The organism is Arthrobacter sp. efr-133-TYG-120, from assembly GCF_030209785.1.
Taxonomy (GTDB): domain Bacteria; phylum Actinomycetota; class Actinomycetes; order Actinomycetales; family Micrococcaceae; genus Arthrobacter.
The window spans coordinates 157,077-171,769 of sequence record NZ_JARVRI010000010.1; the positions used below are offsets into that span (position 1 = coordinate 157,077).

Consider the following 14,693-nt stretch of genomic DNA (forward strand, 5'->3'; position numbering starts at 1 on the left):
ATGCCGCTGCACGGAGAAGCCTTGGCCGCTAAGGTGCAGGAACTTGTGGAGCGCCGGGAACCGTTTGTGCGTGCCACGGTGGTCCGCGCGCAGCACCCCACCAGCGCCCACGCCGGGGACACCGCCCTGGTGCTGGCCAACGGGGACATCGACGGGTTCCTGGGTGGCACGTGCGTCGAGGCGTCCGTGCGCGAATACGGCCTGCAGACGCTTTCCAAGCACGAACCCCTGTTGCTGCGCGTCGTCCCCGGTGAACCGTCCCGCACCCGCGAGGAGGGCGCCGTCGAGGTTTCAAACCCCTGCCTCAGCGGCGGCGCCGTGGAGATCTTCCTCGAGCCGCAAATGCCCGCTCCCCGGGTGGTGGTGGTCGGCGGGACCCCCGTGGCACAAGCGTTGGGTGCCTTGGGTGCCATCCTCGACCTGGACATGGAACTCAGCGACGGAGCCACGGCGGAACCGCGGGCCGACGACGCCGCCCTCATCGTCGCGTCGCAGGGCCGGGACGAGGAACCCGCATTGGAGGCCGCGCTCCGGCTAGGGGTGCCGTACGTCGCCCTTGTCGCAAGCCGCACGCGCGGCGCCGCCGTCCTGGCCTCGCTCGACGTCGACGACGGCCAGCGTGCGCGCGTGCACAGCCCGGCGGGGCTGCTGCTGGGCGGCCGGACTCCTGCCGAGATCGCGCTGTCGATCTTGGCCGAGCTAGTGTCCGTGCGCCACCTCGGCCGGACTGCGGACACGACGACTCCGGAGGCTGCGACGGCGGATCCGGTGCCGGCGAGCGCCGAACCTGCGAGCGCCGTGGATCCCGTCTGCGGCATGAGCGTCGCGGCCGTGGAGTCCACGCTGCACGCCGAATATGCCGGAACGACGTACTACTTCTGTTCCCCTGGATGCAGGAGGGCCTTCCTCGCCGATCCGGAACGATATGCCGCGTCCTGAGCCCCGGACCTCCGGGCCGGTGCGGGCAGGCGCGGAAGACGAGGTGCGGCGTCTTGTCCCGGACGTTTCCGCGCTCACGTCCGCGCTCGACGACGGCGACTATCTTGCCGACGTCGGACTGGCGACCGCACTGTTCCTGTCCGTCCGCTTGCCGCAACCCATCCTGCTGGAGGGTGAGGCCGGCGTCGGGAAGACCGAGGCGGCGAAGGCACTGGCGAAGGTGCTCGACACTCCCCTGTATCGCTTGCAGTGCTACGAGGGCATCGACGTGGGCGAGGCGCTCTACGAGTGGAACCATCAACGCCAGCTCCTGGGCATCCGATTGGCGGAAGTCCGGGACGTCCGTATGGAGGAGGCCGACCTCTTCGGGGAACAGTACCTGCTGCGTCGCCCGCTACTGAAGGCGATCGAGCATCCGGGCCCGCGTCCGGCGGTCCTGCTACTGGATGAGATCGACCGGGCCGACGCGGAGTTCGAGGCCTTCACCTTCGAGCTGCTGGCCGAAGCCGCCGTGACTATTCCCGAGCTGGGCACTATCCGCGCCACGCACCCGCCCGTCGTCGTCCTGACCTCCAACCGGACCAGGGACCTGCACGACGCATTGACCCGGCGCTGCCTGTACCACTGGATTGACTACCCCCGGCCGGAGCGGATCGCCGCGATTGTTCGCCGTAGGGTGCCTGGGAGCGCCGAGCCACTCGCCCTGGATGCCGCAGCTGCCATCACCAGGCTGCGATCCTTGGACTTGGCCAAACCTCCGGGGATCGCGGAGGCAATCGACTGGGTGTCCGCCCTCACTGTGCTTGGCGTCGACCGGCTGGATCCGGTTGCGGTGAATCAGACCTGGGGTTCGGTCCTGAAGAATCGCGATGACCTGGACCTTGCGTGGGCCCGCGGCCCGGGATGGGTGGCGGGCGGCAATGCCTGAGTACGCGCCGAGTGATGGCCTGGCGGGCGTCGATGCGGCGGCTTTGGCGGTGGGGTTCAGCATGGCCCTGCGCCGTGCAGGGCTGCCGAGTTCCCCGGACCGTGCGGGCTGGCTGGCCCAGGCGCTCCGGATCGTTCCTCCTACTGCGCGTGAGCCGCTGTACTGGACCTGCCGGGTGGCGCTCGTCTCCTCGCATGAGCAACTGCCGGCATTCGATGCCGTCTTTTCGGCGGCATTTGACGGGATGCTCGATCCGGCAGACACCCGCGGTGATGCCAACAGTCCTCCAGCAATCGGCGCGGCGGAGCACGCCCGGGCCGCTGTAAGCGAGCGACGCCTGGCACATGCCGACGGCCACGTCCCGGCGTCGCGGGCACCCCTCGCCGTCGCCGGCGAAGGGAACGACGACGAATCCAACGCACCCGGGTTCGAGGCCATCCTGGCCATGGCCTCCGCTGACGAGCACCTGCATGCGAAGTCGTTCGCCGAGCTCACCCCCGAAGAAAGTGCCCAGGTGCGCCAGCTGGTGCGGCGCATCGTGCTGGCAACCCCGGAGCGCCGCAGCCGTCGGACACGCCAATGGGCGCACAACGGTGCGAAGCTCGACCTCCGGCGCACCATCCGCGCGGCCCGGCGCACCGGCGGCGACGCAAGCTCCTTGGTCTACTCCCGCCGTCGCGCGCGTCCGCGCCGCTTGGTGTTCCTGTGCGATATATCCGGGTCCATGGAACCGTATACACAGGTCTTCCTGTCCCTGTTGCAGGGAGCGGTGGCCGGTGCCCAGGCCGAGGCGTTTGTGTTTTCCACCCGGCTGACCAGGCTGACCCGGCAGCTTTCGAACCGGAATGCCGACGAGGCCCTGGCCCTCGGAGCCGCAGCCGCCCCGGACTGGGCGGGTGGCACCAGGCTGGCGGAGAGCCTCCGGCATTTCATCGACGGCCATGGACGCCGCGGGCTGGCACGGGGCGCGGTGGTTGTGGTGCTCTCCGACGGTTGGGCCCAGGACGCGCCGGAATTGGTGGAAGCCCAGATGGCGCGGTTGCGACGCCTTGCGTACCGGATCGTCTGGGTTAATCCGAGGAAGGCTGGCACCGGCTACCAACCTTTGGCAGGCGGGATGGCCGCTGCGCTGCCCTATTGTGACGCCTTCGTGAGCGGGCACAACTACGCCGCTTTGACGGAAGCGGCCGCCGCGATTCGCGCCGAGGGGCCGCGCCCGTCGCGCCCGTCGCGAGTGGCGGCCAGTGCAACCCGCCAGCACGGGCAGGATAAGGCATGACTGAAACGGCCATCGAGCTCGTAGGTGTGACCAAGCGTTTCGGTTCCCTCACCGCCGTCGACGATCTCAGCCTGCAGGTGGAGCGCGGGGAGATTTTCGGCCTTCTGGGGCCCAACGGCTCAGGCAAAACGACCATCATCAACATGATCAGCGGCCTCAGCCGCCCAAGTTCCGGCCATGTCAAGGTGCTGGGCATCGATCTGCTGAAGGATCCACGCGAGATCCGGCGCTCGCTCGGGACCGTACCGCAGGAGAACGCCCTGTACGAGGAACTCACGGCCGAGGCCAACCTGCGGTTCCACGCCGATCTCTTCGACGTGCCCAGGCATGGTCTCGAGCGGAAGATCACCGCGCTCCTCGAGTTGGCGCAATTGGAGGAGCGCCGGAAGAGCCGCGTCGCCACGTTCTCCGGCGGCATGAAGCGAAGGCTGGCATTGGTCCGGGCCATGCTCCACGAACCGGAGCTGCTCTACTTCGACGAACCGACCCTCGGCGTCGATGTGCAGAGCAGGCATGCCCTCTGGGACCGGATCCTCGAACTTAAGGACCGCGGTACCACGGTCCTCATCACCAGCAACTACCTTGAGGAAGCGAACGCCCTGTGCGATCGCCTGGCCATCATCGACCGCGGACGGCTCGTGGCGCTCGATTCGCCGTCGAAGCTGCGGCGCAGCTTCGGTGACACGGTGGTCGAAATGCGCACCCATCCGGCGCCTGGGGAAGACATCGTTCAAAAGGTCCTCGCGCTCCCCGGCGTCGTCTCGGCAGTTACATCCGACGGCTCGCTGAAGGTCACTGTGGAAGGCGGTTCCGATGTCACCGGCAGGGTGGTGACCGCCGTCGTCGATTCCACGAGCCTTGAGGAGATCCAGAGCCGCGAGCCGAGCCTCGACGAGGTTTTCCTCAGCCTGACAGGCAAGGAGCTCCGGGAATGAGCCTCCGCCATGACCTCCGCGTGATACGGGCCGTGGCGGCGACGGACATCCGCCTCACCCTCCGGGAGCCGCTCTTCGCGATCATCGGCGTCCTCATCCCGATCAACTTCCTGCTGCTCTTCCTCCTCTTTGCGATCAGCGGGGGCCAGGCACCGATCGCCGTCGTGATGAACGACCACGGACCGCTCGCGCAACGCTTCGTCCAGGCCATGGACGGCTCGCATTCGTTCATCATCCACACCGCAACCCCGACCGAAGCGGAGAGCGAGATCCACTCCGGCAGCATCGTCGCCGTCGTCACCGTGCCGCAAGAGTTCGACGCCGCACTTGCCGCCCGAGCGCGGATCGAGATTCCCGTGGAAGTCAACAACTTGAACGTCGACTTCACCAACGACATCCGCCGGGCCGTGCCGCTGTCCATCACGTCCTTCTACGCGGACGCCTTCCCGGACCAAGTAGTAGTGACCGCCCGCGAATCCGACGTCCACGCCCAGGACACCGGCTACATTCCGTACCTCGCCGTGAGCATCATGGTTGCCGGCCTGATGCTCGCGTCCCAACTACAAGGCAGCGTCAATACCGCGAGGGACTACGAGCTCGGGACCATCAAGGAACTCGCACTGGCGCCTGTGAGCCGTTTGACCATCGGGGTAGGCAAGGTACTGGGAGCCGCGGTCCTCGCGGCGGCGTCCGCGCTGCTGCTACTCGCCGTCGTGGTCCTGTTTATCGGAGTCCATCCGCTCCATCCCCTCGAAGTATTGGGCTTCGGACTCCTGATACTGGCGGCGTTCCTCGCCCTCGGCGTCCTCGTCGGGACGCTGGTCCGCCGGAGGCAGCAGGCAATCCCCTTGTCCATCGCGGCCGTTCTTCCCCTGTTTTTCTTGAGTGGACCGTTCGGGCCGGCGAACTGGCTGGGTGCCATCCCGGGCGGGATCGCCGCGATATCGCCCCTCACGTATGCCATCGCCGCTTTCCAGCACGCCTTCCACGGCTACCAGACGGCTCCGCAGGGCCTGACTGTGGACGCGATCGTGCTGGCGGGCTTCACCGTGGTGGCCGTAGGGTTCGCGGCCTTCGTGTTCAGCCGGCGGGGGGCGAGGCACTGATGGCGTCCGGGCGTGCCGTGCTCGCTATCGCGGCGAAAGACATCCTGACCTGGTTCCGCACGCCGTCGGCGATTCTGGCCAGCCTGCTGCCGCCCGTCGCGTTCCTGCTGATCATCTTCGTAGTTGCCGGCGCGGTCGGCCGGAACCCGGTCGCCCTGGTGGTCGAGGATAACGGGCCGCAAGCGCAGAGACTCGTCTCGATCCTTGAGAACTCGGACGCCTTCCGCGTCCAGCGGGCAACTCCCTCTGAGGCCACCGAGCTGCTGGACACCCTTCAGGTTGCGGCGGTCATTACCGTGCCCGCCACGTTCGACGACGACTACCGGGCCCGGCGGCCCGACCCCGTCAGCGTGCAGATCAACAACCTGAACCTCGACTTCACCAACGATCTGCGCCGTTCAGTGCCAGCCGCTATTACGAATTTTTATGCCGTCCAGCCGGACACTCCGATCATGGTCGGCGTGTCCGAATCGGACCTGAGGCCGCACGACGTCGACCTGGTCCAGTTCCAGCTCGTGCCGATCCTCGTGCTCCTTCTCACGATCATGGGGATCGTCAACGGCGGGTTGGCCGCGGCCCGCGAATTCGAAGACCTGACCATCAAGGCGCTGTTGCTCTCGCCGATTGGCCGCGGGACACTGATTGCCGGCAAAATCCTGGCGTGCTGGGTGACGACAATGCTCGCGGCGGCGGTGGTGCTGGCCTTGTCGTTCGCCTTTGGGGTGCTCCGGCCTGCCGGCTGGTATTGGTTGCCGGCTCTGGCCGCGATCGGATTGATCGCGCTGGCGGCCGCGGGGCTTGGGACCGCTTTGGGAGGCGCGCTGCGACGCTTTTCAGCCGTTGCCGGGGCAGGCATCAACCTCTCCATCTACCTGTTTTTCCTCAGCGGAGGAATCAGTGTTGCAGCCTTCCTGCCGGATTGGATCCAGGCCATAGCGCATTTCACACCAACGTTCTATGGCGTGGATGCCTTGGAGGCCGCGATCTTCTACCAATCGACCGACAACCTCGGCCGCGACCTCGCGGTACTGCTGGCTACGGCCGCCGTCGGACTCGTCTTGGGGACGGTGTCCCTCCGGCGGCGGCTCGTCGATTACTAGGCTCCGATGGCTGCCTCAGTTCCCTTGACCTAGGTGTGCGAAACGTTTCACGCTTGCTTTTCAGTGGTTGGGGGCCAGTGGGTTTCGGTCGGGGGGATTCGCCACCCAGCCGCCGATGCACCGTCGATCAACGTTCGGATCGCGCCCGTGACGATAGGCCGTGTGTCATCCGCGCGATGCAGCAGATCCCATGCCCACAGCGGTACCGGGGACGTGACGGGCCGGCGGGTCAAGGTGGGTGGCATCGGCGCCGCATGGCGTTTAGGCGATTGCAGCACTGGCCGCCTCAAGCGGGCCACATGTTCGAAGAATGCCGGTCCGGTAATGCCACCGTCGTCGATGTGTGTGACGGACGCCCCGCTGGCCTTCGCGAAGGCCAACGCATAGCGGTTCCACGAGTCCCAGGACGCTTCGTCAACATCGACGAGAACCGTGAGCTCGGCTGCTGGCACGCTGTCGTGACGGGTCGCGTGGTGGGCGCCTGGCATGACCGCCTGCAGTCGCTCGTACATTAGGAGCTCGGCCACCAGGTTCTGCCGCACGACGTCGGCATTCTCAATCCACGCGATGGCGAGGTCGAGGCTGCCTTCGGCCACCCGCGCCGCTTGGGTATGGGATGGCAGGACCCACTCGTCGATACGGATCCGAAGGGTGGGCATTGTCGCGATCCCCGGGGGAAGCCAACTGACATAGCCCAGCCGCAGCGGCAACTGTCGGTCTCCGTTGCGAGCCCGATCGAACGCTCGCGTGGCAGCGGCCAACACCTCGCGGGCGTCAGTCAGGAACTCGCTGCCGGCGGGCGTCAACTCGACATGCCTGCGATCACGGATGAGGAGCTGAGTCCCGAGCTCGCGCTCAAGGTTGATGATCTGCTGGGACAGCGACGGGCCGGCAATGTGGAGCCGCTCTGCGGCTCGACCGAAATGCAGCTCCTCGGCGACAGCGACAAAGTAGGTGAGCTGCCGGAGTTCCACGGGTTGATTGTACGCCGGAATGACCGCTGGGAGGCGGGGCCTACCAGTGCTCGGATACAAGTCGTGGACCGCAGACGTGTACTCGGGTTGACTCAGAGAAAGGGCACCCGCCCGCAGGCCAACAATCACACAACAAAAAAGAAATCAGTCCGATGGAATTCCTCACCACCCTCACCACGAACGTCCCGCATGGAACGCCGGAATCGACGGTCGACTCCACCAAGGATCGCGAGGCTATCCGCGCTGCCGAACTCGCGCAGATGGGCCACCTCCTGCGATTGTGGCGGCCGCCCACAGAGCCGGGCGAGTGGCGCACTGTCGGCCTCTGGAGCGCCGACACTGAAGCCGATCTCAAGGAAATCCTTGCCTCGCTCCCGTTGCACGTGTGGATGACCGTAGAGATCACGCCACTGAATCCACACCCGAACGATCCTGTGCCGGCGAAGGCCTGCCCATCTGCGGGCCATCCACGTCTAGACCCTGCTTCGACGTCCTCTGAATAGGCCGAAGATCAGCAGCACGATGACGGCCCCGCGCCCTCCTATCCCAGGGTGGAGAGGGCCGCCGGTGCGCACTCAATCCTGACCGGCAGGTCCGCGTCAACGGATTTCACTTCACCGTCGATCTGGTAGCTCAGGGGCTTGAGGGTGGTGAACGAGTAGCTGCTCACGCTGGGCTGGTCCCCCAGCCCCTTGGTAGCCGCCCGCAGCGCCGTCAAGAGGACCCGCCACTTTGGCTTGTGGGCAAAGAGGACCACTTCGAATTTTCCGTCAGCGAGCTTGTCGTCGGCGTCGCTGAGCGTGGCATACTTGGCCATCTCAGGAATGTTGGCGAGCACGAGGCTGTCCAAACGGCGGCGCTTGCCGTCGGCCAGGCGTATTTCGAAAGGCTCGAACTTCGAGAAGGTCCGGATCACGGAGACCATTTCCTTCAGGGCGCCCTTGCCGCCCTTTTCCAGGTCAATCGCCATTACCGGGGTCAGCCCGAAGCCGACATACGAGTGCGCGTACTCCCCCGGCGAGCCCGACCCCTTTCCCGTGTGCACGCGCAGCAAATCGATGCTCCGCACCCTGCCCGCGGCGATCGCCTCCCCGAGCGGCTGGGTGCCCGTGCTCCGCCTGTGATCATTGGCATTGCCCGCCCCCAGCACCGCGCACACCGCCTTGGGGTTGCCTCCTTGCATTACGCCGTTGACAACCTCGTTGTAGCCGCCGTCACCACTGACGGAAACCACCAACACATCCCCGCCACCGCTCACAGCGTCGCGCGCCAGCTCGACGGCATGGCCAGCATGGGCGGTTGGCTGGAGCCTGATGTCCGCGGTGTAGCTGAGAAGATTCTCCAGCTCGTTGTGGAGACCCTCAGCCAGCCTGCGTGCATCCCCCGTGCTGTTGGGATTAAAAATAATGACGATCGATTCAAAGGTCCGTGCAGACGTCATTGCCGCTCCGATATTCGCTCGTGATGACTTCGGTAAGTGTACTTACAATCTTCTCCTGCACGCTAAGGACCGGGTTCCGGCCAACTTAGCTGGACGGAACAATCAGCAAGGCCCGGTAGACTCTCGTGCCATCCTCTCCCCCCTTCCAGGGGTAACCGCGCGGGACGAGAAGCAAAGGCAGACCGATGGACACTCCAACACCACCGACCCCGCCTCGGCGTCCGCAGCCAGGAAGACCTCCTTCAGCGGGCCGCCCTTATTCTGCCCGGGCCAAAGTCATCACCTCCCCGGTGCCTGTCCCGCTGGAGCCGCAAGAGCCGGATCGGGCCCAGCCGCCCGTACCCCCGGATGGCAAGAAGGCCAAACGATCCAAAGGGAAGTGGCGCCGCAAGCTCCTCTTGGCGCTGATCGCCCCGCTTGTTCTGGTCCAAATCGTCGCTTTCATGTTCAGCATGGGCGTGACCCCACCGCGCACCGCCTACATGCTGGAAGCGGGTGAACCCAACGTCTACCAGTTCGTCTCGATCAACCACATGAGCCGGCACTTGCTGGCGGCGACCATCGCCCATGAGGACGAACAGCTCGGCACGCGCAGCGGAGCCTTCGACGTCGGAGACCTCCAGGCGAGGGCGCAGGCGTACTTCCAGGGAAAGCCGGACCCCAGCGGTTCCACCATCCCCCAGCAGTTGGTCAAGAACATTTTCCTTTGGGACGACCAGAATGCCGTCCGCAAGGGAATTGAAGCCGTCCTGGCAACTCAGTTCAGCTACACGTTGAGCCCTCAGCGCACCTTGGAGCTCTACCTGAACTATGCCCAGTTCGGTCCCCATCTGTACGGGGTCTGCGCCGCAAGCTGGTACTACTTCGGAACACCACCGTGGAACATGTCCGATTACCAGTCGGCCCAGCTGATGGGCGTCCTTCCGCTGCCGGATCTGGTCAGGCGGGATCCCAACGGAGGCATCTACCTTGGCACAGGCGTCAACCCTGCCGTGTGGAACCTTGTGAACGGCGCCGCGAACGTCTGGGTCCCCCGGCAACTCGATGGCCTGGGCGGATGGCAAGCGGCCGTTGGAACGATCGGCATCACAGACACTGCCGACAGCCATGCCGGCCAGCGCTCCGACAACGACGCGTGCTCAACCATGCCCCAAAGCGTGAAGGACCGGATCCAAAGCGAAGCCGGCTAGGAACGCGGCCGGCGCCGTACCCGGGTTCAGCCGCGCGGCGCTGGCAAGTCCAGGTTCCAGTGGCGCGAGACCATCAGCAGCCAGTCGACGTCGTCGTCGTGGCCCGCTCCGCCGGGTCCGGGCGTGATGAAGAAGCGGGACACAACGCGCTGCGAGCCTTCGGCGTCTCCGTAGAGGACATCGACCGTGAAGCCTTCTCCGGCTGCTCCCGCGGTGGCGTTGCGGAAGTCGGCCGACTCAGGGTCCCGGATCGCAACCTGGCAGAATCCGGCGTCGTTGGCAGGCACGTAGATGTCCCGGGTCAGCCGGTGGAACTCTTCGACAGGCGCCAGCGGAGCCCTGGCGTCCGGTGGCAGGTGCCAACCATGCAGGACCGCCACTCCTGCACCGGCATTGCGCACAGACATCAACAGGTACGCGGCGTTGCTGCTGATCTCCAGCGTGGCGTGGCCACCGCGCACCACCATCCACTTGCCTTCCATGAACCGCACTTTCTGCGGCGCGTCAGACCAGTTGGAGGGCAGCAGGATCGGGCGCAATCCGTTCAGCAGGGCACGCTCGGCCAGCCGCGCGGATCGGTTGGCCGATCTCGTGGAGATGAACGTCGCGACGGCGAGAACCGTCGTACCGAGGGCGGTGCCGAGGTTGGAGATCAGAACCCAATCGACCATAAGGCACATTCAACGCCTGTCCTGCCTCGCGGGCAATCGGCTGCGAGGCCGGACAGGCGTCGAACCCGGGCTCGGCGTTACCGGCCGCCCTCGATCTTCCGGCTGCGCTGGTTCTGCGCCATCGGACCGTACGGATAGACGCCGACGCGCGGTTGGCTGGCCTCCGTGAGCCGGCTGGTTTCCTCAGGGCTGAGTTCCAGGTCAGCCGCCGCCAGGTTGTCCGCCAACTGTTCCGTGGTTCGGGCGCCGAGGATCACGGAGGTCACGGCAGGCCGGTCCGCCAACCATGCCAGTGCAACTTGGGAATCACTGACGCCATGATCTGCCGCGATCTTTTCCACTGTCCCGATGACGTCCCAGGTGCGGGGGTCATCGTTGCGTGCCTGCCATGCTTCCATGCCGCGTTCCGGGTTTTCACCGAGGCGGGTGGCTCCGGTAGGCGGCACGTCGCGCTTGTACTTGCCGGAGAGCCAGCCTCCGCCCAAGGGAGACCACGGCAACAGCCCGATGCCGGCATCCAGGGAAGCCGGAACGATTTCCGATTCGATTTCACGGACCAGCAGGCTGTACTGGGGCTGCAACGTCACCGGCGCGCTCCAGCCAAAGGCTTTGGCCACGTGCACGGCCTTGGTCAACTGCCACCCCAGGAAGTTGGAAAAACCGTAGTAGGCGATCTTGCCGCTGCTGACGGAGTCGTGCAGGAAGCGCAGCGTCTCCTCCAATGGCGTAATCGGGTCCCATGCGTGCATTTGGTAGAGGTCGATCTGCTCCACGCCCAGACGGCGCAGCGAGTCGTCCAACGCCCGCGTGAGGTGGCGTCGGGAGGTGCCGACGTCGTTCGGGGCCGTCCCCATGGGGAAGCGGCCCTTGGTGGCCAGCACCACGCGGTCCCGCGCATCGGGCCGTTCGGCCAGCCAGCGGCCGATGATCTCCTCCGATACTCCGGCGCTGTAGACGTCTGCGGTGTCGATGAAGTTGCCACCGGCCGCAACGTAGCTATCCAGGATGTCGCGGGACGTTTCCTCGGTGGCCTCGGCCCCGAATGTCATGGTTCCCAGCGCGTAGTTCGACACCACGGCGCCGCTGTTGCCCAAAGTGCGGTATTGCATCATGTTCCTCAATCCTCGACGGGGGTGGTGCGGTTCGAATGGTAGGTGCGCCAGGTGTGTTCGGGCTCGAAGCCCAGCAGTCGCCTGGCCTTGTCGATGGACAGCATGGTCTCGTGCTCTCCCAGTTCCTTGATCACCTTGACGCCGGGGAATACCTCCGCAGCCAGGCTCGCACTCGACCGGCGCATGACGGTGTCCGCGTTGGCGATGATGAATGCTTCGAACCCCGGCTTGCCGTTCTCAAGGGCCCGCGCCACGGCCTGCGCGCCGTCCCGGCCGTCGATGTAACCCCACAGGTTCCACTTACGCAGCGTGGCGTCGGAGTCGAAGGATGGAAACCGTTCGTAGTCTTCCACGTCCATGACATTGGAGAACCGGAGTCCCACGATGCTGAGCTCAGGGTCCCAGCGAGTCAACTCGATGGCCATCTGCTCTTCCAAATGCTTCACCAGCGAATAGGTGCTTTCGGGCCGCGCCGGGTATTCCTCATCCACCGGAATGTAGGGAGGGTCGACGTCGAACGGCAGGCCCAGCACCGTCTCACTTGAGGCGTAGACGACCTTCTTGATGCCGGCCCGGCGGGCCGCCTGGAACACGTTGTACGTGGAGAGCATGTTGTTCTCGAACGTCGCAGCATCCGGGATAATGCCGGGTGCTGGAATGGCCCCGAGATGCACCACGGCATCGAAGCCGCTGTGCCGGTCGTCCAGCCCCAGGAACACATCCAGCACTTGGCCATAGTCACGCAGGTCGACGATCGCCAGACCCGGGCTCCTTTCGCCCGCACGGTCCAGGTTCAACACCTGATGCCCGTCCCCGCTAAGCCGGCGCACCACGTGCCGGCCCAGTTTTCCGCTTCCACCCGTCACTGCAATTCTCATCAGTACTCCCTCGATACGGCTTGGTGGTCTCACATCGACACTAGGGCAGAAGCCTGCTCCTGCGCATGGCCCTCCTGATCCTAGGAACGTCAGGCACCCGCTGACACGTGAGGTGGTCCACCGATGGTGCGACCACGGGATTTTGCCGACACGCCAGACTTTTCGGCATTTCACCTTGTGCCCGGGCCGCCGATCATCCACACTGGCTACAGATCCGCAGGAAGATGCTTCCGCCGATCAAGCCCGCCGGACTCTACGGCCGTCAACCGCCCCATCACAGAATGCCGGGCAACCCCTCTCGAACCACCGCTTTCCGCCTCGCCGGGTGCGCCCGGCCCTGGAAGCCCGCGAGCGCCGAGAGCCCCGGTACTTCCGCCGAGAAAGAGACCACAATGATCAAACGCCACTCGGACGTCGTCCTGGAAGTCACCGCCCACGACCCCGACACCATCGAAAACGACCTGAACACCGCCGTCGAAATCGCCCGCGAACATGCCGTCAAGGAGAGCCGTCACGGCATCCTCGTCACGCAGCATGGGTTCACCAGGTACACCGTCGCCATCAGCCGGGACGTTCCCTTCGGGCAGACACTCGAACGACGCGAATTGCCGGCGAGCCCGCTGGCAAAGACCGAACCGGGCTCGTGAGCACGCCACCATGACGCGATTCGAAGCAGGTGGGAGGATGGGCGCATGGAACTGCACATTACTGGCGACCCCGCCGCCGACCAATTGCTCAGCGATGACGCGTTCGCACTTCTCATCGGCATGTTGCTGGACCAACAGGTGACCATGGAGTCGGCGTTCGCCGGACCCGAAAAGATCCGGACGCGCATCGGATCCGTGTCCCCTGCCACAATCGCCGAATATGACCCGGATGGCTTCGTCGACGTCTTCAAGGAACGGCCGTCCGTCCACCGTTTCCCAGGCTCGATGGCCAGCCGCGTCCAGGATCTAGCCGCAGTTGTTCAGCGCGATTGGAACGGAGACGCAACCGCCATCTGGACCCGGGACGAGCCTGACGGCCAGGAAGTGCTCAGCAGGTTGAAAGGGTTGCCCGGCTTCGGAGAGCAAAAGGCAAAGATCTTTCTGGCACTGCTCGGCAAGCAGCGCGGACTCCAAGCGCCAGGTTGGCGTGAGGCTGCGGGCGCCTACGGCCAGAAGAACGCATTTCTTTCTGTCGCCGACATCGTGGATCCGGAGTCGCTGAGAAGAGTCCGCGCCAACAAACAGGCTGCCAAGGCCGCGATCAAAGCAGCGAAGGCATCCGGGAGCTGAGAGATACGCGGCGGGGATTTGTTCCCGCCAATATCGTGAAACGCTTACGGCATGGATCTCGAAGTGTCGCCCGCGCTCACGATTCCGACGTCGGAGCTTGGCTGGCGGTTCTCACGCTCGTCAGGGCCAGGCGGTCAACACGTCAACACCTCGGACAGCCGCGTCGAACTGTCATGGGATGTCGCCGGCTCCGCGGCGCTTTCCGATGACCAACGGCAGCAGCTCGTCACGCGTCTTGGACCACGCCTCATCGCCGGGGTGATCACCGTGACCGCCTCCGAGCAGCGGTCGCAATTGCGCAATCGTGAGATTGCCCTGGCCAAGCTCTCCCGCCTCGTGGCGGAGGGGCTTGCTCCCGAGCCTGCTGCCCGCCGGGCGAGCAAACCCACCCGGAGCTCGAAGCGCCGGCACCGGGTCACAAAGGAACACCGGGCGGCGACGAAACAACAACGAAAACGACCGTCCGCCGATTAACTGGCTTAGCGAATCCCGCTGTCAACAACCAGTGTGATGTGAACGGGGGTCTCCGAGATGACTACCGGCTCGGTCGCAGTCGAAACGTAACCGCCGACGTTGCTCGCTTTGATGACGTAACTGCCGTCAGGCAGTGTGAGATGGAAGGCTCCGGTTCCATCGGTCCGCGTCGAGCCCCGGACAGCTTCTCCGTCCAGGGCGACAACCGCGGCCCCGGCCACGGGGCGCGGCGGACACTCGTGACCGACGCGCTCAACGGGGCACACCGGGGCCGTCAGCACAACACCGGTGACAACTCCGGTGTGGCCCGCGTCCGGACCGCCCGGGCCGGCGCACCCGGACGACCAGAGGACCGTGGCCAGCAGGGCCACGACACATCGCTTCACGTC

The 14,693-nt window shown here is 65.5% G+C and carries 17 protein-coding genes; 11 read left to right on the top strand and 6 right to left on the bottom strand.

The genetic code is table 11. The annotated features are described in order from the left end of the window. The 6 genes from QRN51_RS06420 to QRN51_RS06445 are packed head-to-tail and all read left to right on the top strand — an operon-like array spanning nt 1 to nt 6,287. Nucleotides 1-939 (top strand): XdhC family protein, encoded by a 939-nt coding sequence (locus QRN51_RS06420; RefSeq protein ID WP_284989121.1) that lies wholly within the window; start codon nt 1-3, stop codon nt 937-939. Then, nucleotides 926-1,867 carry an AAA family ATPase gene (locus tag QRN51_RS06425; protein WP_284989122.1) on the top strand — a complete coding sequence of 314 codons (942 nt, stop codon included), beginning with the start codon at nt 926-928 and terminating at the stop codon, nt 1,865-1,867. The genes QRN51_RS06420 and QRN51_RS06425 overlap by 14 nt, the downstream gene beginning before the upstream one ends. After that, complete coding sequence (locus QRN51_RS06430; protein WP_284989123.1) at nt 1,860-3,146, top strand: vWA domain-containing protein; 1,287 nt, start codon at nt 1,860-1,862, stop codon at nt 3,144-3,146. Before QRN51_RS06425 ends, QRN51_RS06430 begins: the two co-directional genes overlap by 8 nt. Next, complete coding sequence (locus tag QRN51_RS06435; RefSeq protein ID WP_284989124.1) at nt 3,143-4,081, top strand: ABC transporter ATP-binding protein; 939 nt, start codon at nt 3,143-3,145, stop codon at nt 4,079-4,081. The genes QRN51_RS06430 and QRN51_RS06435 overlap by 4 nt, the downstream gene beginning before the upstream one ends. Continuing rightward, a complete protein-coding gene (locus tag QRN51_RS06440; protein WP_284989125.1) occupies nt 4,078-5,187 on the top strand; it encodes an ABC transporter permease in 1,110 nt (369 codons plus the stop codon). Before QRN51_RS06435 ends, QRN51_RS06440 begins: the two co-directional genes overlap by 4 nt. Then, nucleotides 5,187-6,287, top strand: a complete 1,101-nt coding sequence (locus QRN51_RS06445) for an ABC transporter permease (protein ID WP_284989126.1) — start codon at nt 5,187-5,189, stop codon at nt 6,285-6,287. Before QRN51_RS06440 ends, QRN51_RS06445 begins: the two co-directional genes overlap by 1 nt. Before the next feature lie 47 nt (nt 6,288-6,334). Here the strand turns inward: QRN51_RS06445 and QRN51_RS06450 are convergent, their stop codons facing one another. Then, entirely contained in the window at nt 6,335-7,261 is a 927-nt protein-coding gene (locus QRN51_RS06450) for a LysR family transcriptional regulator (RefSeq protein WP_284989127.1), read from the bottom strand. 152 nt (nt 7,262-7,413) lie between these two features. Between QRN51_RS06450 and QRN51_RS06455 the strand changes: the two genes are divergently transcribed. Further along, nucleotides 7,414-7,764, top strand: coding sequence for a muconolactone Delta-isomerase family protein (locus QRN51_RS06455; RefSeq protein ID WP_084784505.1), 351 nt, complete (start codon nt 7,414-7,416; stop codon nt 7,762-7,764). 38 nt (nt 7,765-7,802) lie between these two features. On the opposite strand, the gene QRN51_RS06460 is transcribed toward QRN51_RS06455, so the two are convergent. Next, nucleotides 7,803-8,702: a diacylglycerol/lipid kinase family protein gene (locus tag QRN51_RS06460; RefSeq protein ID WP_284989128.1), complete on the bottom strand. Its 900-nt coding sequence runs from the start codon at nt 8,700-8,702 to the stop codon at nt 7,803-7,805. A gap of 290 nt (nt 8,703-8,992) precedes the next feature. Here QRN51_RS06460 and QRN51_RS06465 point away from each other — a divergent pair, with 290 nt between their 5' ends. Continuing rightward, nucleotides 8,993-9,892 carry a transglycosylase domain-containing protein gene (locus tag QRN51_RS06465; protein WP_059388934.1) on the top strand — a complete coding sequence of 300 codons (900 nt, stop codon included), beginning with the start codon at nt 8,993-8,995 and terminating at the stop codon, nt 9,890-9,892. A gap of 26 nt (nt 9,893-9,918) precedes the next feature. Here QRN51_RS06465 and QRN51_RS06470 read toward each other — a convergent pair whose 3' ends face one another. The 3 genes from QRN51_RS06470 to QRN51_RS06480 all read right to left on the bottom strand — a co-directional run bounded on the left by QRN51_RS06470 (nt 9,919) and on the right by QRN51_RS06480 (nt 12,553). After that, the gene (locus QRN51_RS06470) at nt 9,919-10,563 is read right to left on the bottom strand and encodes a hypothetical protein (RefSeq protein WP_284989129.1); all 645 of its coding nucleotides are present in this window, start codon (nt 10,561-10,563) and stop codon (nt 9,919-9,921) included. 77 nt (nt 10,564-10,640) lie between these two features. Then, complete coding sequence (locus QRN51_RS06475; RefSeq protein ID WP_284989246.1) at nt 10,641-11,672, bottom strand: aldo/keto reductase; 1,032 nt, start codon at nt 11,670-11,672, stop codon at nt 10,641-10,643. Nucleotides 11,673-11,680: 8 nt separating this feature from the next. Beyond that, nucleotides 11,681-12,553 carry an NAD-dependent epimerase/dehydratase family protein gene (locus QRN51_RS06480; protein WP_284989130.1) on the bottom strand — a complete coding sequence of 291 codons (873 nt, stop codon included), beginning with the start codon at nt 12,551-12,553 and terminating at the stop codon, nt 11,681-11,683. Nucleotides 12,554-12,945: 392 nt separating this feature from the next. On the opposite strand from QRN51_RS06480, the gene QRN51_RS06485 reads away from it, so the two are divergent. From QRN51_RS06485 to arfB, 3 genes are read left to right on the top strand one after another with little or no spacing between them, the layout of a single operon-like run. Beyond that, complete coding sequence (locus tag QRN51_RS06485) at nt 12,946-13,200, top strand: hypothetical protein (RefSeq protein ID WP_284989131.1); 255 nt, start codon at nt 12,946-12,948, stop codon at nt 13,198-13,200. A 45-nt stretch (nt 13,201-13,245) separates the two neighbouring features. Next, a complete protein-coding gene (locus QRN51_RS06490; RefSeq protein WP_059388937.1) occupies nt 13,246-13,830 on the top strand; it encodes an HhH-GPD-type base excision DNA repair protein in 585 nt (194 codons plus the stop codon). A gap of 51 nt (nt 13,831-13,881) precedes the next feature. After that, nucleotides 13,882-14,304: an alternative ribosome rescue aminoacyl-tRNA hydrolase ArfB gene (arfB, locus tag QRN51_RS06495; protein ID WP_059388938.1), complete on the top strand. Its 423-nt coding sequence runs from the start codon at nt 13,882-13,884 to the stop codon at nt 14,302-14,304. A 5-nt stretch (nt 14,305-14,309) separates the two neighbouring features. Here the strand turns inward: arfB and QRN51_RS06500 are convergent, their stop codons facing one another. Further along, nucleotides 14,310-14,690: a carboxypeptidase-like regulatory domain-containing protein gene (locus tag QRN51_RS06500; protein WP_284989132.1), complete on the bottom strand. Its 381-nt coding sequence runs from the start codon at nt 14,688-14,690 to the stop codon at nt 14,310-14,312. Between the last annotated feature and the right edge of the window lie 3 nt (nt 14,691-14,693).